23 protein-coding genes are annotated in these 23,766 nt (G+C 65.9%); 10 read left to right on the forward strand and 13 right to left on the reverse strand.

Annotation, left to right across the window (positions count from 1 at the left end):
- The first annotated feature begins 76 nt into the window (after positions 1 to 76).
- The 5 genes from VGV07_RS11765 (at position 77) to VGV07_RS11785 (ending at position 6,048) form a co-directional block, all read left to right on the forward strand.
- On the forward strand, positions 77 to 1,228 hold the full coding sequence (locus VGV07_RS11765) for a Gfo/Idh/MocA family oxidoreductase (protein ID WP_326868882.1): 1,152 nt from the start codon (positions 77 to 79) through the stop codon (positions 1,226 to 1,228).
- Positions 1,229 to 1,305: 77 nt separating this feature from the next.
- Complete coding sequence (locus tag VGV07_RS11770; RefSeq protein WP_326868883.1) at positions 1,306 to 2,235, forward strand: substrate-binding domain-containing protein; 930 nt, start codon at positions 1,306 to 1,308, stop codon at positions 2,233 to 2,235.
- A gap of 2 nt (positions 2,236 to 2,237) precedes the next feature.
- Positions 2,238 to 3,725, forward strand: coding sequence for a sugar ABC transporter ATP-binding protein (locus VGV07_RS11775; protein ID WP_326868884.1), 1,488 nt, complete (start codon positions 2,238 to 2,240; stop codon positions 3,723 to 3,725).
- Positions 3,722 to 4,654 (forward strand): ABC transporter permease, encoded by a 933-nt coding sequence (locus tag VGV07_RS11780; protein ID WP_326868885.1) that lies wholly within the window; start codon positions 3,722 to 3,724, stop codon positions 4,652 to 4,654. The genes VGV07_RS11775 and VGV07_RS11780 overlap by 4 nt, the downstream gene beginning before the upstream one ends.
- Positions 4,651 to 6,048, forward strand: coding sequence for a xylulokinase (locus VGV07_RS11785; RefSeq protein ID WP_326868886.1), 1,398 nt, complete (start codon positions 4,651 to 4,653; stop codon positions 6,046 to 6,048). The genes VGV07_RS11780 and VGV07_RS11785 overlap by 4 nt, the downstream gene beginning before the upstream one ends.
- 22 nt (positions 6,049 to 6,070) lie before the next feature.
- Here VGV07_RS11785 and VGV07_RS11790 read toward each other — a convergent pair whose 3' ends face one another.
- The 3 genes from VGV07_RS11790 to VGV07_RS11800 form a co-directional block, all read right to left on the reverse strand.
- Positions 6,071 to 7,246, reverse strand: a complete 1,176-nt coding sequence (locus tag VGV07_RS11790) for an ROK family transcriptional regulator (RefSeq protein ID WP_326868887.1) — start codon at positions 7,244 to 7,246, stop codon at positions 6,071 to 6,073.
- Positions 7,247 to 7,412: 166 nt separating this feature from the next.
- Entirely contained in the window at positions 7,413 to 8,561 is a 1,149-nt protein-coding gene (locus VGV07_RS11795; protein ID WP_326868888.1) for a mandelate racemase/muconate lactonizing enzyme family protein, read from the reverse strand.
- A gap of 114 nt (positions 8,562 to 8,675) precedes the next feature.
- Positions 8,676 to 9,446, reverse strand: a complete 771-nt coding sequence (locus tag VGV07_RS11800) for an SDR family NAD(P)-dependent oxidoreductase (protein WP_326868889.1) — start codon at positions 9,444 to 9,446, stop codon at positions 8,676 to 8,678.
- A gap of 160 nt (positions 9,447 to 9,606) precedes the next feature.
- Here VGV07_RS11800 and pncB point away from each other — a divergent pair, with 160 nt between their 5' ends.
- Both pncB and VGV07_RS11810 read left to right on the forward strand, forming a co-directional pair.
- Positions 9,607 to 10,914, forward strand: a complete 1,308-nt coding sequence (gene pncB / locus VGV07_RS11805) for a nicotinate phosphoribosyltransferase (protein ID WP_326868890.1) — start codon at positions 9,607 to 9,609, stop codon at positions 10,912 to 10,914.
- A 26-nt stretch (positions 10,915 to 10,940) separates the two neighbouring features.
- Positions 10,941 to 11,705 (forward strand): hydroxypyruvate isomerase family protein, encoded by a 765-nt coding sequence (locus VGV07_RS11810; RefSeq protein WP_326868891.1) that lies wholly within the window; start codon positions 10,941 to 10,943, stop codon positions 11,703 to 11,705.
- 36 nt (positions 11,706 to 11,741) lie between these two features.
- Here the strand turns inward: VGV07_RS11810 and VGV07_RS11815 are convergent, their stop codons facing one another.
- The gene (locus tag VGV07_RS11815; RefSeq protein ID WP_326868892.1) at positions 11,742 to 12,533 is read right to left on the reverse strand and encodes a siderophore-interacting protein; all 792 of its coding nucleotides are present in this window, start codon (positions 12,531 to 12,533) and stop codon (positions 11,742 to 11,744) included.
- Between the two features lie 171 nt (positions 12,534 to 12,704).
- On the opposite strand from VGV07_RS11815, the gene VGV07_RS11820 reads away from it, so the two are divergent.
- Together VGV07_RS11820 and VGV07_RS11825 are read left to right on the forward strand one after the other, a co-directional pair.
- Positions 12,705 to 13,649, forward strand: coding sequence for a VOC family protein (locus tag VGV07_RS11820; RefSeq protein WP_326868893.1), 945 nt, complete (start codon positions 12,705 to 12,707; stop codon positions 13,647 to 13,649).
- Positions 13,649 to 14,254 carry an alpha/beta hydrolase gene (locus VGV07_RS11825; RefSeq protein ID WP_414649941.1) on the forward strand — a complete coding sequence of 202 codons (606 nt, stop codon included), beginning with the start codon at positions 13,649 to 13,651 and terminating at the stop codon, positions 14,252 to 14,254. Before VGV07_RS11820 ends, VGV07_RS11825 begins: the two co-directional genes overlap by 1 nt.
- 83 nt (positions 14,255 to 14,337) lie before the next feature.
- Here the strand turns inward: VGV07_RS11825 and VGV07_RS11830 are convergent, their stop codons facing one another.
- The 5 genes from VGV07_RS11830 to VGV07_RS11850 form a co-directional block, all read right to left on the reverse strand.
- A complete protein-coding gene (locus tag VGV07_RS11830) occupies positions 14,338 to 15,360 on the reverse strand; it encodes a L,D-transpeptidase (RefSeq protein ID WP_326868896.1) in 1,023 nt (340 codons plus the stop codon).
- A 135-nt stretch (positions 15,361 to 15,495) separates the two neighbouring features.
- Positions 15,496 to 15,789, reverse strand: a complete 294-nt coding sequence (locus tag VGV07_RS11835) for a GNAT family N-acetyltransferase (RefSeq protein WP_326868898.1) — start codon at positions 15,787 to 15,789, stop codon at positions 15,496 to 15,498.
- Positions 15,790 to 15,880: 91 nt separating this feature from the next.
- Entirely contained in the window at positions 15,881 to 16,453 is a 573-nt protein-coding gene (locus VGV07_RS11840; RefSeq protein ID WP_326868899.1) for a tetratricopeptide repeat protein, read from the reverse strand.
- Between the two features lie 44 nt (positions 16,454 to 16,497).
- The gene (locus VGV07_RS11845) at positions 16,498 to 17,307 is read right to left on the reverse strand and encodes a DedA family protein (protein ID WP_326868900.1); all 810 of its coding nucleotides are present in this window, start codon (positions 17,305 to 17,307) and stop codon (positions 16,498 to 16,500) included.
- Between the two features lie 58 nt (positions 17,308 to 17,365).
- Complete coding sequence (locus tag VGV07_RS11850; protein WP_326868901.1) at positions 17,366 to 18,067, reverse strand: DedA family protein; 702 nt, start codon at positions 18,065 to 18,067, stop codon at positions 17,366 to 17,368.
- Between the two features lie 233 nt (positions 18,068 to 18,300).
- Here VGV07_RS11850 and VGV07_RS11855 point away from each other — a divergent pair, with 233 nt between their 5' ends.
- The gene (locus tag VGV07_RS11855; protein ID WP_326868925.1) at positions 18,301 to 18,675 is read left to right on the forward strand and encodes a RidA family protein; all 375 of its coding nucleotides are present in this window, start codon (positions 18,301 to 18,303) and stop codon (positions 18,673 to 18,675) included.
- An 85-nt stretch (positions 18,676 to 18,760) separates the two neighbouring features.
- Here VGV07_RS11855 and chrA read toward each other — a convergent pair whose 3' ends face one another.
- The 4 genes from chrA to VGV07_RS11875 form a co-directional block, all read right to left on the reverse strand.
- Entirely contained in the window at positions 18,761 to 19,930 is a 1,170-nt protein-coding gene (gene chrA, locus VGV07_RS11860; RefSeq protein ID WP_414649942.1) for a chromate efflux transporter, read from the reverse strand.
- Between the two features lie 200 nt (positions 19,931 to 20,130).
- Positions 20,131 to 21,096, reverse strand: a complete 966-nt coding sequence (locus VGV07_RS11865) for an ABC transporter permease (RefSeq protein ID WP_326868903.1) — start codon at positions 21,094 to 21,096, stop codon at positions 20,131 to 20,133.
- Positions 21,097 to 21,106: 10 nt separating this feature from the next.
- On the reverse strand, positions 21,107 to 22,180 hold the full coding sequence (locus VGV07_RS11870) for an ABC transporter permease (protein WP_326868904.1): 1,074 nt from the start codon (positions 22,178 to 22,180) through the stop codon (positions 21,107 to 21,109).
- Positions 22,177 to 23,730 carry a sugar ABC transporter ATP-binding protein gene (locus VGV07_RS11875; protein WP_326868905.1) on the reverse strand — a complete coding sequence of 518 codons (1,554 nt, stop codon included), beginning with the start codon at positions 23,728 to 23,730 and terminating at the stop codon, positions 22,177 to 22,179. Before VGV07_RS11875 ends, VGV07_RS11870 begins: the two co-directional genes overlap by 4 nt.
- Between the last annotated feature and the right edge of the window lie 36 nt (positions 23,731 to 23,766).

Raw genomic sequence — 23,766 nt, forward strand, 5'->3', positions numbered from 1 at the left:
AGGTCAACGATCCGGACCCAACCACGCTGCAGCAGCAGCCCCGCTTTTGCATAGCGTTGCGCAGGAGAGATTTGACGTGAAGATCGGAATTATCGGGCTCGGCGCCCGGGTAGGGTACCTGGCGCGGATCGCGGTGCAGCAGGTGCCCGGCGCGAGGTTGGTCGGTTATCTCGATCCGACGCCGTATGGAATGCCGGAGCTGACCGGAGCCGGGATCGATGCAGGTCCCGCATATGAAACGCCCGAGGCGCTGCTCAAGGCTGAGCAACTCGACCTGCTGATGGTGGGCTCGCCCAACCACATGCATCTCGACCACATCCGGATCGGGCTCGAAGCGGGCCTGAAGGTGTTCACCGAGAAGCCGGTGGTGACCACCGAACAGGATACCTATGCGCTGCTGCAGCTGTTGCAGCAGAGTGGCGGCGCCGACAACGTGATGATCGGCCTGGTGCTGCGCTACGCACCGCTCTATCGCGACCTGGTCCAGAGCTATCGCTCGGGGGCGCTGGGCAAGATCACCTCGATCGAAGCGAGCGAGCACATCGCGCCCTATCACGGGGCCTTCTTCATGCGCGACTGGCGGCGGCGCAGTGGCTATTCGGGCGGCTTCATCCTCGAAAAGTGCTGCCACGATATCGACCTCTACCAGGGACTGGTGGGCAACCGGCCGGTGCGGGTGGCGAGCTTTGGCGGGCGGAAGACCTTCGTGCCCGAAAACATGCCGACCAAGGCGGGGATCAACGATCTCGACGTGTATTTCCGTAAGCCCGGCGGCTGGGAAAGCGACAACCGGGTGTGGGACGGCGACGGCGACATCATCGACTACCAGACGGCGCTGGTCGAATATTCCGGCGGCGAGAACCTCTGCTTCCACACCAACCTGAACGTCCCCGACGAGTACCGGCACTTCACCGTGATCGGCACGCATGGCATGGCCGAGGGCGATTTCGTGCGCAATTTCTACCGCATGCACGATTCGCGCACCGGCGAACGGCTGGTCGACAAGCGCTACGAGACCAAGGGCACCTCGGTGCACTACGGCGCCGACGAGCAGATGGTCGCCGATATCTTCGCCCACCTTACGGACGGCGTACCGCTGCCGGTGTCGATCGTCGATGGGCTGGTGGCCGGGATGACGGCGATCAAGATCGATGAGGCCCGAGCCAGCCGGCAGGTGATCGACCTCACCGAGACCTGGCGGCAGTTCGACAGCTACGGGCTCAGCTGACGGATTCACCTTTCAGAGGGCTTTGCGGGCTCAAGCGGCGCCGATATGGTCGCGCGGAATTCTCGGAGGACAATCCCATGCACAAATCCATCGCAGCCCTCGGGCTCGCGTCCATCCTGGCGCTCGGCGTCTCCCCCGCGGCAATGGCTGCCGGCGAGAAGGTCTCGGTGATCACCCCGTTCCTCGCGGCGATCGCGACCGGCGAGATGATCGAAGCGTTCAAGGCCAAGGCCACCGAGTATCAGTGGGGTGTCGACGTGGTGGACACTGCCGGCGACATGGCGGCTTTCGCCAGCCGCGTCGAAGACGCAACCACCAGCGGCGCAAACGCCATTGTGCTGGTGTCGGTCGATCCGGCGCAGATCCAGGACCAGGTCGACAAGGCCAAGGCGGCGGGCGTGCCGGTGATCACCATCGATGGGGCAAAGAACGCCTCGAGCGTGCTCAACGTCACGTCCGACAACTATGTGCTCGGCGAGACGATGACCAAGTTCCTGTTCGACCAGATCGGCAACAAGGGCAACATCGTGCGTTTCTTCTATTCGGCGCACCCGGGCGTGCACCAGCGCGAGCTGGCGCTCGATGCGGCGCTGAAGGCCAATCCCGAGATCAAGCAGGTGGCCGACCACTATGTGGCGGTGCCGGGCCAGGTGGATGACAGCCGCGCCGCCATGGATGCGATGCTGCTCGCCAACCCGGGCGATGGCGCGATCAACGCGGTGTGGGCAGCCTGGGATGAGCCAGGAATCGGCGCCAACCTCGCGATTGAAGCAGCGGGCCGCAAGGGCATCGTCATCGCCGGCATCGACGGCAACCCGCAGGCGATCGACCTGATCAAGGCGTGCAGCGCCTATGTCGGCACGGTTCGCCAGGGTTTTGGCGAGATGGCCAATATCGCGGCGGGCGAGCTCAACACCATTCTTGCCGGTGGCAGCCCCAAGGCGGACGAGCTCTACGCGCCGGTGGAACTGATCACCCGCGAGAGCCTCGGCGTCAGCTGTCCCTGACGTTGCTCGAGCTTTCCGGGATCAGCCGGCGCTTCGGCGCGACGCACGCGCTCGCCGATGTGAGCCTCGCCCTTGCCGAGGGCGAGGTGCTTGGCCTCGTCGGGCCGAACGGCGCGGGCAAATCGACGCTGATCAAGATCATCGCCGGCGCCGACCGGCCTGATACCGGAGAGATCCGCGTCGACGGAGCGCCGGTGGTGTTCCACTCGGCGCATGATGCCTATGCCGCCGGCATCCGGGTGATCCATCAGGATGCGCCACTGGTGCCGGGGTTCGATACGGTCGAGAACTGCTATGTCGGCCGGGCCTATCCGCGGCGCTTCGGGCGGATCGACCGCAAGGCGATGCGCAGGGCGATCGCCGAGGTGGCCGCCGACATCGCACCGGAGCTCGATCTCGACCTGCCGGTGATGTTCCTGCCGCCGGCCGAGCGGCAGTTCGTGCGGCTGCTGCGGGCGGTGGCCGACAAGGGAAGGCTGCTGATCCTCGATGAGCCGACGGCGGCGCTGCCGGCCGAGGACGCGGAGCGGTTCTACGAGGTGCTGCGACGCACGCGCGAGCGGGGAACCTCGATCATCCTCGTCAGCCACCGGCTCGATGAGATCGCCGAGTTCTGCGGGCGCGCCGTGGTGATCCGCGACGGCAGGCTGGTGGCGCATCTCGGTGCGGGCGAGGTGAAGCCCGAGGCGATGATCGCGGCCATGGGCGGCAGCACCTCGGAGCGCTCGACCCGCGAAACCGATACCAGCGCGCCCAAGGTCATCGAAATCGATGGGGTCGTGGCGGGCGACCTGACGCGACCGGCACAGCTCGATGTGCATGCCGGTGAGGTGATCGCGCTCTACGGGCTGGCGGGGTCGGGGCGCTCGAGCCTGCTCAACGCGATCTGGGGAGCCATCCCCTGGGTCGGGCGGATGCGGCTCGCCGGCGCTGACTACGCGCCGCGTTCGCCGCGCCAGGCGATCACCAAGGGCGTTTCCTGCGTGCCGGCGGACCGACATCGCAGCGGGCTGTTCGTCAGTGAGAACCTGATCTTCAACAAGACCTTGCCGCTGCTCTCGGGCTATCGCCGCCTGCGCGGGCTACCGGTGCCGAACGTGAAGGCAGAGCAGGCAGAGTTCCGTGTCGCGGCCGAGCGGGTGTCGCTCAGCTATGGCGATCCGAAACAACTGGCGCGGACGCTGTCGGGCGGCAACCAGCAGAAGCTGATTTTCTCGCGCTGGGCCAACCGGCATTCCAAGGTGATGCTGCTCGACGAGCCGACCGAGGGCGTCGACGTGATGGCCAAGGCGACCATCAAGGACATCATCCGGGCGATCGCCGCGGATGGCAATGCGGTGCTGGTTTCGACCTCGGATCGCGACGAGGCGCTGGAACTGGGCGATCGCATCGCGGTGTTCCGGCAGGGCGGCATCGTCAGAGTTTTCACCCGCGCGGAGGCGAGCGCCGAGGCGCTGTCGGCGGCCGCGCAGTCTCGGGAGGCGGCGTGACCCGCACCAATCTCAATCGCTTCGGCACGCTGATCGCCTTCGTGCTGCTCTGCGTCGGCTTTTCGATCGCGGCGCCGGCGGCGTTCGCCTCGCCGGCCAATGTGTTCAACCTGATCCAGCAGATGGCGACCCTCGCCATCGTCGCGACCGCGGCGACGCTGGTGATGACCATCTCCGAGTTCGACCTGTCGGTGGGGTTCTCCGCCTCGCTCGCAGCGGTGATCTGCTTCGTGCTGTTCGGGCAAGGATATGAGGTGTGGCTGGCGGTGCCGGCAGCACTGCTGGTGGGGATCGTCGGCGGCGCGGCCAACGGCGTGCTGGTGGCCCGGTTCGGCATTCCGTCATTCGTCGCGACGCTGGCGCTCGGCACCATTCTTTCCGGCTTCGCCTTTGGGTTGAGCGGCGGGCAGAGCCTGTTCCAATCTGTGCCCGATGCGTTCAAGGCGCTGGCGCGCGGCGACGTGTTCGGCATCCCGGTGCTGGGCTTCTGGATCGTCGCGGTGCTGGGTGTTGCGGCGTTCGTCCTGACCCAGACGGAGTTCGGGCGGCGGCTGCGCGCCATCGGCGGCAACGCCCAGGCGGCGCGGCTCGCCGGCCTGCCGATCGTGCGCGACGTCATCGTCACCTTCGCCATCGCCGGCGGGCTCTCGGCGCTGGCCGGGCTGCTCCTGGCCTCACGGCTGGGCAGCGTGCAGCACACCATGGGCGAGCCGCTGCTGCTGCCGGCCTATGCCGCGGTGTTCATCGGCACTACGGCATCGCCGACCGGCGCGCCGACCGTGGCGGGGACGCTGCTCGGCGTTGCGATCACCGGGGTGATGGTCAACGGCATGACCATCGTCGGGGTCGAGCCGTTCGTGCAGAAGATCATGACCGGCGTCATCATTCTCGTCGCGGTGCTGCTACGCCGGGTAGGGCGCGCCAAGTGAGCATCCTCGTCCTCGACTGCGGCAGTTCGGCGCTGAAGGCAACGGTGTTCGCCGACGATGGGGCGGTGATCGCCACGACCGATGCCGGCTATCCGGACGCTGCAGCGCCGCATCGGCGGGCGCCCGAGGACTGGTGGCGCGCGGCAGTCGAGGCAGTGGGCAGGCTACCGCTCGACGGCGTCGCGGCGCTCTCCCTGACCGGGATGATGGAAAACCTGATCGCCGTTGATGCGTTCGGCACGCCGGTGCGAGAGGCGGCACTCTATTCCGATCCGGTCGGTACGGAAGCCTTCGAGGCGGTGGTGGCACGGCTCGAAGCGGCCGATGCAACCGCCATCCTCGGCAATGCGCCGCGGCCGCTGATGACGGCGTTCAAGCTCCTGGCGCTCGGATCGAAGGGCGCCGAATGGGTGCTGCCGGGTTCGAAGGACTATCTGGCGCTGCGGCTCACCGGCGTTGCGGCGACGGATCCCAGTTGCGCCAGCACCACCGGGCTCATGGATATCGGCACGCGCGACTGGTCGGATAAGCTGGTCGAGTTGCTCGATGTGGATCGCGCGATGTTGCCGCCGATCCGCGCGGCCGAGACGGTGCTCGGCGGGCTGACGGCCGAGGCAGCCGTGGCGCTGCAACTGCCTGAGGGCATTCCGGTGCTCAACGGCTGCGGCGATGCCGCCGCGACGACCATCGGCAGCGGCGCAGAGCGGCCGGACGAGGTCAGCGTCTATCTGGGCACCAGTGGCTGGGTCGCCGGCGTCACCGGCGTGACCGAGCGGACGCCACGGCCCTATTATCGGCTGGCACATCCGCTGCATGGGGGGCTGATCGAGGTGGCGCCGATCCTCTCGGCCGGCGCGGCCGCACAATGGGCGCGCGAGACACTGGGGCTGCGATTGCCGGAGGCAGAGCGGCTGGCCGGCGAGGCGGATGGGTCACCGGGCGGAGCGTTGTTTCTTCCCTACCTCAACGGCGAACGCACGCCTTTCGTCGACCTCCAGCTCAGGGCGGGGTTCGCCAATGTGGCGGCCACGGATGGTGCGGGAGCACTCTACTATGCGGCGCTCGAGGGCGTGGCATTTGCCATTGCCGCCAATGTGCGGGCGATGGGAGCTGCGGGACCGGTCTACCTGGTTGGCGGTGGGGCGCAGAGCGCGATCTGGCCGCAACTCATGGCCGATGTGCTGGGGCGCGAGGTCACGGTGCCCGAGCATCCGGTGCTGGCTGCCAGCCTCGGCGCCTGGCGTGTCGCGGCACAGGCGCTGGGGCTGACGATGGGGGCCACGGTGCGGGGGCGGGTGTTCCATCCGCGAGCCGATCGGGCAGCGCGCATCGCGCTGCAGCAGCGGCGGTTCGAGCGGGCGACAGAGATGCTGCGGGAGCTGGCTCGGCTCTAGAGGCCCGCACCAGCGGAAGCGGCTAGTCAGCGCCGCCGGCTGCCAGCATGTCGCTCAAATCGCGCGAAAAATGCTTGCGGAACATGGTCAGCTGCGCGGCGCCGAGCGGGGTGGCGCGGGCACCGAGTGTGCCGGCGACAAGACGCGGACGGGGTGCGCCAATAGCCACCAGCTCGCTGAGCGCCTGCTCGGTGGCGGCGACCAGCCGTTCGATGATCGGCTGCGGAGCGGTGCTGTCGATGATGGCGTGGTCGATCTCCAGCACCGCTCCGGTATTGACGATGATCTCAGCGAGGGCACTGCCGGATGCGCCGATCCAGGCGGCAACATGCGCCTCCCAATCCGCCCATGGCCACTGCGACGGGTTGTCGACCGGCAGCTCGATGCCGGCCTCGGCAAGGCGGCGGCCGAGCGCCATGGTCGAGGCGATGTCGTGTCCGAAACTGCGATACCCGTCATGACCGTTGACCAGCATGGATCCGAGGTTGGCGGAATTGCCGGTCGGGCCTTCCCACAGCGTGTGCTCCGCTGTGATGCCGGCGCCCAGATAGGTCGAGACGAACAGGTGCACCAGGTTGGCGGGCCGCGGCGGCGGCGACATCACCATTTCGGCGAAGCAGGCGCAGTTGCCATCGTTGAACCAGGTGGTGGCGAGGCCAGTGGCCGCCTCGAGCGCCGTGCGGAGGTCGAGCTCGCGCCAGGCCTCCAGCTGATCGGTCGGCGGCTCGATCTTGCCGATCAGGCCACCAAGGTTACTGGGTGTGGCGAGGCCGATACCGGCGACGCGTTGCTGCTGGGCCGGCGTCAGCCGGCCGATCAGCCCGGCGATCGCTTCGGCGGCTTCGGCGATGATGCTCGTGGCATCGGGATAGGCAAAATCGCGGCGATAGCGCCCGAGATCTTCACTGCCCAGGTTGATCAGGGTGATGTCGATGTGACGCCAGGAAATCTCGCAGCCGATGCCGTAGGCGCCGCCATAGTCGAGATAGAGCGGCGTCGCCGGCTGGCCGCGGCGGCCGCGCAGCACGTCGCCGCGGGTGATCAGGCCATCGTCTTCGAGTTCGGTGACGATGGCCGACGCCGTCTGGGGTGCGAGGCCGGTGCGGCGCGACACCTCGGCGTTGGAAATCCCGGGGCTGAAGGTGATGGTGGTGAGAACGGCGCGGCGATTGGCAGCGCGCAGGCTGGCATGTTGCACGCCGCGCCCCGCGGGTTCAAAAAAGTCAGCCAATTCTCAGCCCTCGCCGCAACCCAAATCGACGCCGAAGCAACGCCGCCCAGCCCGAAGTACGGGCCGAGCTTCGATTCCTGCGTCCAAAAGTACTAAGTGGGGTGGCGTCGCGAGGCGTCAACCCACGAGCGCACTACCAATTGGTCACAGAGCCATCGCGGCGGTGCAACATGGGAGCCTGCCAGAACTTGAAGCTTTGCTTCCTGATCAGCTCTTCATTGACCTCAATGCCGAGACCTGGCGCATCACTGACCGGGTAGTGCGAACCTTCGAGCCGCGGTTGCACCGGGAAAAACTCGGTATTGTCAAAGCCGAGATTTTCCGCCGGGCTGGAGCGGGTCTCGAGCCAGGAAAAATTCGGCACCGCCGCAGAGAAGTGGACGGTCGCCGCCGTGCAGATCGGGCCGAGCGGATTGTGCGGCATCATGTCCACGTAGTGCGCCTCGCTCCAGCCGGCGACCTTCATCGACTCGGTGAGCCCGCCGACATTGCAGACGTCGATGCGGTTGAACTGATGGATACCGCGTTCGATGTAGGGCAGGAACTGCCACTTCGACGCAAACTCCTCGCCGATGGCGAAAGGCACGTCGGTCAGCGTCCGGAGCGACTCGTAGGCCTCGGGGGTTTCGTCGCGGATCGGCTCCTCGAGGAAGTCGAGCGTGCCCGATGGCATCTTCTGGCAGAAACTCGCCGCCTCCGCCACCGACAGGCGGTGGTGGAAGTCAATGCCGAGGATCACATCCTCGCCCAGTTCCTCGCGCGCCTTCGTCATCCACTTGGCGGTCTTGCCGATGTGTTCGCGCGGCTCGTAGATCGTCTCGCCATGACCGGAGGGCGACAGGCGCATGGCATTCCAGCCGTGCGCGATCAGCATCTTGGCCTGCTCGATCATTTCGGGGCCGGGTTCGCCCGAGGTGGTGGCGAAGGTCGGGATCTTGTCGCGTTGCTTGCCGCCGAGCAACTCGTAGACCGGCACGCCGAGCGCCTTGCCCTTGATGTCGTAAAGCGCGATGTCGATGGCCGAGATCGCGGCCTGCAGCACGCGGCCGCCCTCGAAATACTGGCTGCGATAGAGCAGCTGCCAGATATGGCCGATCTTGAACGGGTCCATGCCGATGAGGATTTCGGCGTAGTGCTCGATGGCGCCGACCACCGCCTTCTCGCGGCCCGACAGGCCGCTTTCGCCCCAACCGAAAATGCCCTCGTCGGTTTCGATCTTGACGACCAGCTGGTTACGGATGCCCACCCAGACGGCGTAGGGCGTTATGGCAGTGATCTTCACGTTAAGTGCTCCTCAGCGGCGGGAGATTGCCCCGCTCGATTGGTTGTGAGGTGGCCCTGATTGGCAGCAGGGAGTCAATTGGACGAGCGGATGAACGGCGGGTCCGGCAGCCGGTCACTCGGTTTTAGGCGATCCGCCCAGCCTGGCGCGCATGCCACCATCGACCCGGAGGACTTCGCCGGTGATGAACGACGCCTTGTCGGAGGCGAGGAACAGCACGGCGCTCGCAACCTCGGACGGGTGGGCCATGCGGCCGAGCGGATGCATGGCGTCGATCTCGGCATAGACGGCGGCCGGATCGGGCGCGGCGTCGACGGCGTTGCGGAGCAGCGGGGTATCGACGGAGCCAGGGGCGATGCCGTTCACCCGCACGCCGTAGGGTGCATAGTCGACCGCCATGGAGCGGACGAGGCCGATCAACCCATGCTTGGACACCGAGTAGGCGGTAACCCCGGCCTGCGAGGCGACACCCTGCACCGACGAGATGTGGACGACGCTGCCTTTGCTGGCGCGGATCATCGCCATGCACGCCTTGGAGATAAGGAAGGCACCCTTGAGGTTGACGCCGAGGGTGCGGTCCCACAGCGCCTCGTCGGTGGTCTCCACCGTGCCATAGGTCTGGATGCCGGCATTGTGGCTCAACACGTCGAGGCCGCCGAAGCTCTGCTGCGCCATCGCCGCCGCACGGGTGCAATCGGCAAGACTGGCCACCGAGCCGACGCAGATCTCGATGGCAGCGGCCTTGCCGGTGAGCGCTGCGGCGACATCGTCGAGACCGGCTGCGTCGACATCGAGCAGGACGAGCTTTGCGCCTTCTGCCGCGAAGGCCTCGGCGACGGCTCGCCCGATACCCTTGGCCGCGCCGGTGACCAATACACGTTGCATGAGATCCTCCATCTTGTTGCCGGTCATATCAGCATCGCGACCGGACCAGCGGAAGATGGAAACAGGGATGATGACCCATCCATCGCCAAATGCCGATGCAGCGCTCTTTTCTTTTCTCTCCGATCCGCCTAGACGTGTCGGGCGAGTGAAGGGAAGCGTGATGCCGAAGACGGACATTGCCCGGCGGGTCTACAACCATACCTGGAAGCTCGATCCGATCGTCAGGAGCCTGCTCGATACGGACTTCTACAAGCTGCTGATGCTGCAGATGATCTGGGGCCTCTATCCCAAGGTCGACGCCACATTCTCGCTGATCAATCGCAAGACCTCGGTCCGCCTCGCTGACGACATCGACGAGGGCGAGCTCAGGGCGCAACTCGACCATGCGCGCACCCTTCGCTTCGGCAAGAAGGAGATGATCTGGCTGGCGGGTAACAGCTTTTATGGTTCGAAGCAGATCTTCTCGCCCGAGTTCCTGCGCTGGCTCGCGGGCTTCCAGCTGCCTGACTACCACCTCGAAAAGCGCGACGGGCAGTACGAGCTCACTTTCCACGGCAAGTGGGTGGAAACCACGATGTGGGAGATCCCGGCGCTCGCCATCATCAACGAGCTGCGCAGTCGGGCGGCGCTCAAGGGCTACGGGCCGTTCGCGCTCGATGTCGTCTACGCGCGCGCCAAGGCCAAGATGTGGGAAAAGGTCGAGCGGCTGAAGCTCTTGCCCGAACTCCGGATTTCGGATTTCGGCACCCGGCGCCGCCACTCGTTCCTGTGGCAACGCTGGTGCGTCGAGGCGCTGAAAGAAGGGCTCGGGCTCGAAGTTTTCACCGGTACCTCGAACGTGTTGCTCGCCATGGACAATGATCTGGAGGCGCTGGGCACCAACGCACATGAGCTGCCGATGGTGCTGGCGGCGATCGCGCCGAACGAAGAGGCGCTGAAAGAGGCGCCGTACCAGGTGCTGCAGGATTGGGAGAGCTACTATGGCGGCAATCTCAAGATCGTCCTGCCCGATGCCTTCGGTACCGATGCCTTCCTGCGCGGTGCGCCGGACTGGGTGGCGGACTGGACCGGCTTCCGGCCCGACAGCGCGCCCGCCATCGAAGGCGGCGAGAAGATCATCAAATGGTGGAAGGAGCGCGGGCGTGATCCGCGCGGCAAACTGCTGATCTTTTCCGACGGGCTCGACGTCGACATGATCGAAGAGGCCTATCACCACTTCCATGGCCGGGTACGAATGGCCTTCGGCTGGGGCACCAACCTCACCAATGATTTTTCCGGCTGCTCACCGTGGCCCAATCCGCAGCTTGAGCCGATCTCGCTGGTGTGCAAGGTGAGCGAAGCGGATGGCCATCCGGCGGTGAAGCTGTCGGACAATCCGGAAAAGGCCACCGGCGACGCGGCGGAAATTCGCCGCTACATCAGGATTTTCGGCGACAAGGGCCGGGTCTCCCACAAGGTTACCGTCTAGCAGACAGTATTATTCTCTGAGGTCTCATGCGTTATTCCGCCTGCATCGAGTGGCTGTTCGCCACCGAAGAACCCGACGTTGCCAACCGGGTCCGCGCGGCCAAGGCTGCGGGTCTCGACGCCGTCGAGTTCTGGCGTTTCTCCAATAAGGATTGCGATGCGATCAAGCTGGCGCTCGATGAGACCGGGCTGACCCTGGCGGGGATTCTGTGCGAGCCGATCGCGCCGCTGACTAATCCGGAATCGCATCAGTGGTTCCTCGAAGGCGTCCGCACCTCGCTGGCCGCAGCGCTGCAACTGGGCGCCAAGGTGATCATCGCCCAGGCCGGCGACAACCAGCCGGGTGTGGCGCGCGCGGCGCAGCACGCGGCGATCGTCAAGGTGCTGAAGGAAGCAGCAAAAATCCTCGAAGGTTCGGACGTGGTGCTGGCGCTCGAGCCGCTCAACGACCGGGTCGACCATCCGGGCTACTACCTGACCTCGACCGAGGAGGGGCTCGACATCGTCGACGAAGTGGCCCGGCCGGAGATCAAGCTGCTCTATGACATCTACCACGCGGCAGTCATGGGCGAGGAGATCGACGTGCTCTCGGGCCGGCTCGATCGCGTGGTGCATGTGCACCTTGCCGACACGCCCGGCCGCGCGGAGCCGGGCAGTGGCCGCATGGATTATGCGGAGCGGCTCGAGTGGCTCGAAGCGCACGGCTATGACGGGCTGATCGGGCTCGAGTACAAGCCGAGCGGGCCGACGGTGGAGACGCTCAAGTTCCGGGACAGGCTAAGCGCGGGCTGAAGCAGACGGCCGGGAGGGGGCGTCTCTATCAGTCGGCTAGTCCCCGGCTTCGCCCCGCAGCCAGTATCCCGCCGCCCGGATGTAGTCGTTGTTGAAGCCGCGCGCGACGAGATGGTGGCGCAGGGCTTTGGCCATCTGGGCTTCGCCGGCAACGAAGGCGAAGCCCTCGCCTGGCGGGAAACCGATTTCGGCGACAGCGGGCAGGATCAGGTTGTCGACCCCGGCCTCGCGGCCATTGCGGTGGATCCAATGGATCTGGATCGGCGAGCCGGTCTCGAAGCGCTGTTCGTCGGCGGCTTCCGGCACTTCGATGACGGCGATTGCCGGCTTTCCCGCCGGCAGTTCCTCGATGCGGCGACCAATGGCGGGGAGCGCCGTCTCATCGCCGGCGATGAAGTACCAGTCGAAGGCCTCGGGGACCCGGATGCTGCCGCGCGGCCCGCCGATCATCAGTTGATCTCCGGGCTTGGCCTGAGCCGCCCAGCCCGCGGCCGGGCCATCGCCATGCAATACGAAATCGAGGTCGAGGGTCAGCGCTTCGGCATCGAAGTAGCGGGGCGTGTATTCGCGGACGAAGGGCTTACTCACGTCATCGGGCCAGACCAGGCCGTCGGGATGGCGCTCGGGACGGGGCAGCGGCTTGCCGTCGGAGGAGAGGAATACCTTGACGTGGTCGGCATGGCCCGGGGATTGAAAGCCCGCGAGTTCCGGGCCGGTGAGCCGGATGCGGCGCATATGCGGGGTGATATCGACGACCGATGCGACATCGAGGATGCGGATGCGGGTTTCGAGCCGAATACGCTCGATTGATCTATTTATGACTTCCATAGTCAGGATTTAGCCGAGGCCGCTTCGACAGGTCAAGTGAACACACCGTAAGGTGAGATTGTTCGATCAAATCAAACAATCCCTTGCGCAGACGGTGCGCTATTCGAGTGAATGCCGGTGGCCTATCTCTACTGTCGAAACGACCGGCAATACGCCGCACAGGAGTTAGCAATGATCACTCAGATCAAGGGCCTGCACCACGTCACCTCGATGGCGCGCGATGCGGCCGAGAACAACCACTTCTTTTCCAAGACGCTCGGCCTGCGCCGGGTCAAGCAGACGGTCAACTTCGACGCGCCCGATGTCTATCACCTCTATTACGGTGACGAGGTCGGCACGCCGGGTACGGTCATGACGCATTTCCCGTTCCCGCATATCGCCCGCGGCCGGCCTGGCGTCGGCGAGGTCGGCACCACGGTGTTCTCGGTGCCTGAGGGTTCGCTCAGCTACTGGCAGGAGCGGCTCGCCGCGGATCGCGTCGGCGATCTGGCGCTCTTCGAAAGCTTTGGCGAGAAGCGGCTGAGCTTTCGGGCGCCGGAAGGCGATGCGCTGGCCCTGGTCGAAAACGCTGGTGATACCCGCCTGCCGTGGACCGGTAATGGTGTCGATGCGGAGCACGCCATCCGCGGCTTCCACTCGGCTTCGATGCGGCTGCGCGATGGCGGCGCCACCGAGGAACTGCTGAAGTTCATGGGCTATGAGAACGCCGAGAGCTCGGGGAACGTGCATCGGCTGATCCGGCCGGACGGCAACCCAGCCAACACCATCGACATCGAGGTGCTGCCCGATGCCAACCGGGCCGATCTCGGCGCGGGTTCGGTGCATCACATCGCCTTCGCGGTGGAGAACCGCGCGGCGCAGCTCGAGGTGCGGCAAGCCTTGCTCGACACCGGCTATCAGGTGACGCCGGTGATCGACCGGGACTATTTCTGGGCGATCTACTTCCGGACGCCGGGCGGCGTGCTGTTCGAGATCGCGACGAACGAGCCTGGTTTCGACCGGGACGAGGACACTGCGCACCTCGGCGAAACGCTGAAGCTGCCCAGGCAGCACGAGCACCTCAGAGCCACGCTGGAGCAGACGCTGCAGCCACTCGAAGACAAGGAAGTAGCATGATGGCCGAGACGATCGACAGCTACGTCAACGTGAATATCCCCGGCGCATCCGAGGATGCGCCGGCCTTCTACCTGCTCCACGGCACCGGCGGCGACGAGCATCAGTTCACCGACCTCGCTGGCGAGCTGAAACCGGGAGCGCGACGCATTGGAGTGCGTGGCGACGTCTCCGAAGGGGGCGCGCTGCGCTACTTCAGGCGCGTCGGCGAGGGCCGCTACGACATGGCGGACCTCAAGCGGGCGACCGAGAAGCTTGCGGGCTTTGTCGGCGCCAGCAAAGGGAATGCGAAACAAGTGCTCGGGCTCGGCTACTCGAACGGGGCCAACATTCTCGCCTCGGTCTTGTTCGAGGCGCCGGGACAGTTCGACGTCGCGGTGCTGATGCACCCGCTGATTCCGTTTACCCCCAAGCCGCAGCCTGGATTGAAGGGGAAACGGATCATCATCACCGCCGGCCGCCGCGACCCGATCGCGCCGGTGCATTCGGCGGAACTGCTTTCGGCGTACTTCAAGGAGCAGGGCGCGGAGGTAACGCTGTTCTGGCACGAGGGCGGACACGAAATCCGCCGCGAGGAACTGCTGGCGGTGCGGGATTTCCTGGCGTGAGATCGGCAGTCGACAGTCGGCGGTAGGCAGTTGAAGAGACGTGGGCTCGTGACAGGCCTCGCGACTGCCGACTGTGCGTCACCTCAACCGACGAAGTCGACGGGGACGCCCGGTTTCACCATCTTCGCCAGTTCGTTGGCATCCCAGTTGGTAAGGCGGACGCAGCCGTGTGAGCCGGTCTTGTCGATCAGGGACGGTTCCGGCGTGCCGTGGATACCAAAGGTGGGCTCGCTCAGGTCGATCCACATCGAACCGACCGGACCGTTGGGCCCGGGCGGGATGGTGAGCACCTCGGTGTTCTCGCCCTGCTGGAAGTTGATCTTGGGGTTGTAGGTATATTCGGGCATCGGGGCGACGCCTTCGACGATGTGGGTCCCCGAGGGCGAGGGGTTTTCCGCCGAGCCGATGGTGGCCGGGTAGGCAGCGATCAGCCGCCCGTCGGTACCGTAGGCGCGGACCTGGCGCTGCGACTTGTCGGCTTCGATGTACGCGACCTCTCCCTCGAGGTCGGGGCCATAGGCGGCAACGTAGATCGGCTCTCCGGTGACGTAGCTGGCGCCGGGGTTGAGCGCTTTCAAGAGGTCGATATCCATGTGGAAGCGCTCGGCCAGCGACTCCTCGATCGAGGCGTAGCCGAGGAACTTGCGCTTGGCCTGCTCGGCATAATCGGCGGGGGTCGGCGCGCCGATGGCGTTGAGGTCGTCGGCGATGACGGCGTAGTCGCCGATCACCGGGCCGCCGGTTTCAAGTGCGGCGAGCACGTCGGGGTCGAGGGCGCCGTCGGGCGGTAACCCCCGCATGAGCTCGAAGGCGAGCACGGCCTTCCTGACATTATCGCCATCGAAGCCATCGATGACGCCGGGGGACGCGCCGGCGCGATCGAGCAGCACCTGCAGGCGGACGATGGCTGGATCGGGGTGCCGCTCCACCGTAACCGCGGGATCGGTGGGCTCGACCGGGGCCGCATAGACCGCGGGGATAGTGGAGATGTCGGCCGCGTTCACCGCTTCGGCGGTGAGCGGGGCGATCGGGATGGTCACCGCCTGCTGCGCCTGGGCGCAGGTGGCGGCAACGACAAAGGCGAAGGTGGCGACCGCGAGGCGCATGGTTTCCAGTTCCTTTATGGACTGGGAAAACCACTGCTGGAGCTGTTGGGTTGCCTCAGAGGCCCGCTCGACGCATCGGGATGGTTAGCATTTTGCTAAAATGCCAGCGAACGAGGCGACAACCTCGCCGCGAAGTCAGGCCCGGAGGTCTGCCCACTCCGGGTGGCGGCGAAACTGCGCCACGACGTAGGAGCAGACCGGCACGATCTTGCTGCCAGTGGCGCGCGCGTCGGCGATGGCGGTTTCCACCAGCCTAAGCGCCAGGCCGAGGTTGCGGTGCTGCGGCGGCACGCCGGTATGGTCGGCGATGATGGTGTTGGCGTCGCGGCGCTGGTACGTCATTTCGGCTTCGGAGCCGTCGGGCAGATAGACCACGTAGCGGCCGCGACCATTGGCTTCTTCGTGCTCGACGGGGAGTTCGCCAGACATAGCGGGCCTTTCAGTTCGGCGGCGGGTGGACGCCGGTCGTGCTAGTCATATGGGGTGCGGGCGGGCAGGTGGAAGAGGGGGCGGGCGCTGGTCAGATCTGCGTCATCGGCTCACCCAGTTCGGGGAACAGCCGCCGCTCGCTGAGGAACGGATGGACGGCGAGGGCCGCGGCCATATCCTTGAGCGCCAGGGCGCGCTTGCCCAACTGCAGGTACATCAGGGCGCGACCGGAAAGGGCGCCGAAATGGCGGGGTTCGATCGCCAGCACCTTTTCGCAATCGGCGATCGAGGCTTCGAAATTGCCGAGCGTGTAATAGATGGTGGCGCGCTGGTTCCAGCCTTCGGCATAGTCGGGGTAATCGGCGATCAGCTTGTCGAGCAGGCGCAGCGCACCGGCGGCATCGCCCGAACCGCGTGCCGCCAGCACCTCGCGCATGCGGCCGGCGAGGATCGGCTCCGAGGGCGTGGTCCAATAGGTCCAGATCTGCGAATCGATGGCCTGAGCGGTTGCCGCATCGGGCGCGACACGCAATTGCGCGAACAGGCTGTCGATGGCGGCACGGTCGGCGGCGTCGTCGGCAAAAGCGGTGGGCGCCGCAAACAGCAGCATAAGCGCCAACAGGAGGCGCGACAGGATCGAAGCGAGCCGGACCGGGATGCGCATGGTGGGGTGATATTCCGCCTCAAGCTGCCATGACGCAAGGGGAGTCAGCGATCTCTTAGCTCCCGTCCCCCCGCGGCGCTACTGCGTCCGCTAGGAGGGGACGGGTGGGGGGTGGGGGTGGTGAAGTCAGCACCGAGGTTCCCCTCACTACCCCCTCCCTCAATCCCTCCCTTCCTAGCGGACGCGGTAGCGCCGCGGGGGGAGGGAGGGGTTCGCCTCATGGCCAGCGGAAGGATCGACCGCCAGTAGTGGATGAAGAGGAACACCACCACCAACACCAGCGCCCCGACGATGATCACCAGTTCGAGGCTCAACCCCATCGACCTCAGCCAGGCGGAAAGCAGCATGCCGGGCAGGATGTGGGCGGCCGCCCAGACGAAAGCCGAGGTGACGTTGATGATGGAAAAGTGCCGATAGTTCATGCCGAACATGCCGGCAATGCCGGGCACCACGGCCTTCACCCCGGGAATGAAGCGGCCGATGAACACCGACTTGCCGCCGTGGCGGGCGAAGAAGGCTTCGCCGCGGGCGATCAGCGGCAGGTGGTTGCGGAACGGCCAGAGCGTCTTGATGCGATCCTTGAGCCAGAAGCCAAGGGTGTAGGAGATCGCATCACCGACCACGGCGCCGAACACCGCGGCGAGGTAGATCTCCCAGAACGGCAGTTTCCCCTGAGCAATGAGCCCGCCGGCCAGCAGCAGCACCGGCGTCGAGGGAATGAACAGGCCGAGGATGAACACCGCTTCGGTGGCGGCGATCAGGAAAATGAACCACAGGCTCAGCCAGAAATTGCCCGAGATGGTTTCGAGCACCATCTCCAGCCAGCCGGTGAATGCAGTGAAAATCTCGAGCATCGGTCCTCAATAGCGGGCCGACGTGAGATGCGTATGACAGGGGCTTGAGCGGGTCGCTCTAGTGCCCGGCCTCGGGCTTCTGCCAGCGCGCCTGCAGCGAGCGCCCGAACTCGCCCATGAACGGGGCGAAGGCGAGGAGAATCCGCTTCCAGAAGTGGACGACGAGGAAGGCCACGGTCAGGACGATGGCGCCCACGATGATCACGAGCTCGAGGCTCAGTCCGATGGACTTGAGCCAGCCGGTGAGCAGCACGCCGGGCAGGATGTGCACGGCCGCCCAGACGAAGGCGGAGATGACGTTGATCACCGAGAAGTGCCGGTAGGACATGCTCATCATGCCGGCGACGCCGGGAATGACGGCTTTGACCCCGGTGATGAAGCGGCCGATGAAAATCGCCTTGCCGCCGTGCCGGGCGAAGAACACCTCGCCCTGTTCGATCAGCTTCAGGTGGTTCTTGAATGGCCAGACCGTTCGGATCTTGTCCTTGAGCAGGTAGCCGACCGTGTAGGAAATGGCGTCACCGATAATGGCGCCGAGCACCGCGGCAAAGAAGATCGGCCAGAACGGCAGGCTGCCCTGGGCGATGAGGCCGCCGGTCAGCAGCAGGATGGGAAGCGACGGCACCAGCAGCCCGACGATGAACACGGCTTCGCCGATGCAGACGAGAAAGATGAACAGCAGCGAAAGCCAGAAATTGTCGGAAATGCCCTGCAGGAACAGTTCGAGCCAGGTCGAGATGGAGTGAAGAAATTCGAACATTGGCTCCTGGAAGCTCCTCGGGGATAGGGCGCGGAGCCCCAAGCCCCACGCGGCAGCGTGTCACGAATGGCCTGATACCACCAGCCGCCATGGGCGCTCGCTTTGCGACAATTTGAAGAGGGGTGCATGAACTCCGCGTGAACGTGCTAAAGCCCTGTCTGCTGACCTCGGGCCGTGGGGGCGAGAGGGCAGCAAGACAGCAGGAATGAGCAATGTCGTTGCCAACTCATCACATGATTTCCAGCGGACCACAGCCGGTGGCGCCGTTCAGCCATGCGGTCGAGGCCGACGGCTTCGTGTTCATCACCGGGCAGATGCCGACCGACCCGGCGGCACCCGATGCGCCGCTGCCGGAGGGCATCGAGGCACAGACGCGCCGGGTGATCGACAACCTGAAGCTGATCCTCGGCGGGGTCGGGCTGGGGCTCGAGCACGTGACCATGGCGCGCATCTATCTCACCGAGTTTCAGCGGGACTATGCGGCGCTCAATGCGCTGTGGCCGAGCTTTTTCGAGGCGGGAAAACTGCCGGCCCGGACCACGGTCGGGGTCACGGCGCTGGCGGTGGGAGCGCTGGTCGAGATCGACCTGATCGCCCGGCGGCCCTGAGGGTTCGCACGGGTGCTGAATCGTGCAGGCCCCGACTGATAGTGTGGCACTACCGGTGCAGGCGCTGCCGACCATGTGATCTCAACTAAAGCAGCCCCAACGCTGCTCCCGTGACCGCGCTCAGCAGCACGACCAGCCACGGCGGGGTGCGGATCAGCAGCAGGGCCAGAGCGGCAATGGCCCAGGCGAGGTCGAGCGGACCGAACACGGCGCTGGTGAAGACCGGGTCGTAGAGCGTTGCCAGCAACAAGCCGACCACGGCGGCGTTGGCGAGATCGAGCCCGGCGCGCAGCCGCGGGTTGGCGCGCAGCGATTGCCAGTAGGGCAGGGTACCGAAAACCAGCAGGAATGACGGCAGGTAAATGGCGCCGAGCCCGAGCAGCGCGCCGGCAATGCCGTTGGGCGGGGCGTTGAGCAGTGCACCAGTATAGGCGGCGAAAGCAAAGAGCGGGCCGGGCACTGCCTGCGCCGCGCCATAGCCGGCGAGGAACAGGTTGCGGTCGATCAGCCCCGGCGTCACCAGTTCGGCCTCGAGCAGCGGCAGCACCACATGGCCGCCGCCGAATACCAGCGAGCCGGTGCGGTAGAATTTCTCGGCCACCACCATGAAGGCGTTGCCGCCGGCAGCGAGAATCGGCAGGACGATTAACAGGCCGAAGAACAGCGCCAGAAAGATCGTGCTGGTACGATCGAGGGCCGGGCGCGCAACGGCGGCGGGTGGCGCCAGCAGATAGCCGGCAAGGGCGGCAGCGGCGATCAGTGCCAGCTGGGTGAGGCCCGACGGCAGCAGCAGAGCAATCGCTGCAGCAGCCAGCGCGATGAGCCTGCGCCTGAGGTCCGGGGTCAGCGATTTCGACATCGCCCACACCGCCTGCGCCACCACGGCAAGCGCCGCGAGCTTGAGGCCGTGCAGCACGCCATCGGCCAGCGGCCCGGCAAGGCGGGTGGCGCCATAGGCAAAGGCCAGCAGCAGGATGACCGAGGGCAGGGTGAACGCCACCCAGGCGGCGATGCCGCCCCAGTAGCCGGCGCGCAGTTTGCCGATGGCGATGCCGACCTGGCTGGAGGCCGGACCGGGCAGAAACTGGCAAAGCGCCACGAGATCGGCATAGGCGGCATCGTCGAGCCAGTGGCGGCGGGCGACGAACTCGGTGCGGAAATAGCCCAGGTGCGCCACCGGGCCGCCGAAACTGGTGAGCCCGAGCAGCAGGAAGACGCCGAACACTTCAGCGACGGTGTTCCTGGTTTGCTGCATCGCCGACACACACTCCGTCGTCACCCCGGCGAAGGCCGGGGCCCAGTGCTCGGTGGTGTCGCGCACCGTGACGCCGCCGAACTTGCGCTGAAGGACCGGAGAGATCCGGCACGTTGGGCCGTCCGAGCAGTGGGTCCCGGCTTTCGTCGGGACGTCGGCCGGTGGCTAGGGGACGGCTGTGCCAGAGCCCCACGTCACAATCAACTCGTCACCTTCGCCGTGCGTCCGTAGACCAGCAGCATGACGATGATCACGAGGCCATAGATGATCTGCCGGCCGGCCTCGGGCATCTGCATGATCGACAGTACCGAGTTGAGCAAGACGATCAGGATCACCCCGACCACGGTGCCGATGAAGCGGCCACGGCCGCCGAGAATGTGGGTGCCGCCGATCACCACCGCGGCGATAGCCGGCAGCAGGTAGGCGTTGCCCATGCCCTGGTAGGCCTTGGCGGAATAGCCGGCGAGCAGCACTCCGGCGAGTGCGGCGCACAAGCCGGAGATGACGAAGGCCCCGACGATGACCCAGCGGGTGCGGATGCCGCTCAAGTACGACGCTGCCTCGCGGTTACCGGTGGCGTAGATGGCCTTGCCGAAAGCAGTGCGGCTGAGGATGGCGGCGATGACGATGGAGACCGCGGCCCAGACGAAGATGGCGACGGGAATGCCGAGCAGCTTGTCGGCGGCGAGGTAGCGCATCAGGGGAGTGGCGGAATCCTGCGGAGCGAAGCCGCCGGTATGGGCGATCATCAGCCCACGCATGACGGAGTCGACGCCAAGGGTGAAGATCATCGAGGGGATGCGCAGGTAAGCGACGCCGAAGCCGTTGAACAAGCCGACCAGCAGCCCGATGGCGAGGCCGGTCGGGATGGCGGCGGGGCCGCCGACGGTGGTCGCCATCATCGCCGCGGCGGTCATCGTCCAGGGGACGCTGAGGTCGATGTGGCCGAGCAGGATCACCATCATCATGCCGGCGGCGACGATGCCGAGGAAGGCGCCGGTCTGCAACTGCGTCAGCAGGTAGTTGGGGCTGAGCAGCGGCATCGTGCCGAGCGTCGCCACGGTATAGATCGAGCCGAGCGCCAGGATCACCAGGACGAAGCCGGCGGAGATGACGATCGGCAGGTCGTCGGCTTTCAGGCGGGGCAGGGTGAGGTCGTTGGCCATGGGTCCGGTCCTACCTGAAAAGTTCGAGACGGTTCTTCACCCGCAGCGTGCGGATGGCGCCGAGGCTGACGGCGGCAAGCAGCACCACGCCTTCGACCAGCGGCTGGAGCAGTGGATCGATCGACAGAATGCGGAAGTAGAACGAGATGGCGCGCAGGATCAGTGCGCCGATCAAGGCGCCGATCACCGTGCCGACGCCGCCGAGCAGCGAGATGCCGCCCAGCACCACGGCGGCGATGGAGTTGAGCGTGTAAGCGCCGGCCTGCGGGATATCGGCATTGCCGGAGCCGGTCTGGATGGCGAGATAGAGCCCGGCGCAGCCGGCAAAGAACCCGGCAAGGGTGAAGGCCCAGAGCTTGGCACGATTGATCGGCAGACCGGACATATAGGCGGCGCCTTCGGATGAGCCGATGGCATAGAGGGTGCGGCCGGTGACGGTGCGGCGGAACGGTATCCATACCGCCGCGGTGACAATGACGAGGATCAGCAGCGGCACCGGCACCCAGGCGACGGGCTGCAGCCAGGCGGCTTCGCCATCCTCGAACAGGTGGTAGGTCTCGGCCAGATCCTTGATCGAGTTGGTGACCGCCCAGTTGAGATCGAGATCGACCTCGCCGCCGGGTTGCGGACGGATCAACAGCGCAAGGCCGATGGCGACGGCGCCGGTGGCGAGCGTTGCGATGATCGGCTGCAGTCGGCCGTAGACGATGACGAGGCCGTTGACGAGACCGAAGCCGGCGCCTGCGGCGACCGAGACGATACAGCCGAGGACGATCTGCCAGGGCTCGCCCCGCACCAGTTCGCTGGCGATGCAACTGGTCAGCGTCATCACCGCGCCGACCGACAGGTCGAGGCCGCCGACGATCACTGTCATGGCTTGCGCCATGGCAACGAAGGCGAGGGCTACCGATTCATTGGTATTGGCGATGAAGACGTTGGTGGAAAAACCGCGCGGGTGAATGAAGTTGTAGACGAGGTAGAGCAGGGCGAGCAGCAGGATGGCGCCATAAAAGCCGCGGTTCTGGCGGATCGACATGGCGAGCGCCGAGGCGCGCGGCGGGGTGGTGGCGGTGACGGCGCTCATGCGGGCACCGCCTCTCGGGCTTGCGTGTCGGCGGGTCGGGTGATGTTGAGCGCGGCGGCGACGAGGGCTTCCTCGGTGATGGCAGCGCCACTGAACTCGGTGACGATGCGGCCGTCATACATCACGGCGACGCGGTCGCAGCAGCCGATCAGCTCGGCGTAATCGGTGGAGTAGAAGAGGATCGCCGTGTCCTTGTCGGCGAGCTCGCGCATCAGCCGATAGAGCTCCTGTTTGGTGCCGACATCGATGCCTCGGGTCGGGTCGTTGAGCAGCATGACCTCGGGTTGGGTGAGCAGCCATTTGGCGATCACCACTTTCTGCTGGTTGCCGCCGGACAGGCTGGCGACCGGATCGTCGGGCCTGTTGAGCTTGATCTGCAGCTGTGCGATGGCGTCGGCGACCGCCTGGCGTGACTTTGCCTGGTCGATGAACGGCCCCTGGCGGACCTTGTCGAAGCTGGCGACGAGGAGGTTGTCGGCAATCGACATCGGCAGCATCAGCCCCTCGGTCTTTCGGTCCTCCGGCACGAGTGCGATGCGGCTGCGGCCGCCTTTGGCGTCGGCGGGCGAGGCAGGGATGCCGCCTTCGCCGCCGACGGTAACCTTACCCTCGACGCCGCGGAGCACGCCGAACAGGGCGAGCAGTAGCTCCTTCTGGCCCTGGCCATCGAGGCCGCCCAGCCCGACGATTTCGCCCTTGCCGACCGATAGCGAGACGCCATTGAGGCGGTTCTCCCATTTGAGGTCGCTGACGGCGAGATGCGGCTTGCGGGCGAGCACTGGTGGTTTGGGCGGGAACTGATGGACGATGTCGCGGCCGATCATCAGCTTGACGATCTCGTCCTGCGTGCGGGCGCCCTTGTCGAAGGTTTCGATATGGCGGCCGTTGCGGAACACCGACAGGGTGTCGCAGAGCGCCTCGACCTCATGCATGCGATGCGAGATGAACAGCATGCCGGTGCCCTCTGTCTTCAGTTCGCCGAGCACGTTGTAGACGGTGTCGACGTCACGGCTGGTGAGCGCCGAGGTCGCCTCGTCGAGGATCAGCAGCTTGGGGTTCTTGCCGAGCGCCTTGGCGATCTCGACCATCTGCCGGCGCGACAGCGAGAGATCGCGGATCAGGGAACGCGGATCGACGTCCTCGCAATGGATGCGGGCCAGCAGCGCCTCGGCGCGCTCGCGCTGAGCGCGGCGGTCGATCAGGCCGAAGCGGCGCGGCGGATCGGAAATCGAGATATTGTCGGCGACCGACAGGTCGGGCATCAGCGACAGTTCCTGGAACACACAGACGATGCCGGCTTTCGCTGCCTCGGCGGGGCGCGAGAAGCGGTGCTGCGTGCCGGCAACGGTGAGCGTGCCGCTATCGGGCTGCACCACTCCGGCCATGATCTTGATCAGGGTGGATTTACCGGCGCCGTTCTCGCCGAGGATGGCGTGGATCGAGCCTTGCCGACAGGCGAAGTCGACCCCTTCGAGCGCCCGCGCGCCCGAGAAAAACTTGGAAACACCGCTTAGTTCGGCGAATGGCCGCGCGGCCTCTTCGTCCAGCATCGTCAATCCCCAGCCGTCCAATGAAAGGGAGAAGTG

It is taken from the genome of Devosia sp., assembly GCF_035944845.1.
GTDB lineage: Bacteria > Pseudomonadota > Alphaproteobacteria > Rhizobiales > Devosiaceae > Devosia_A.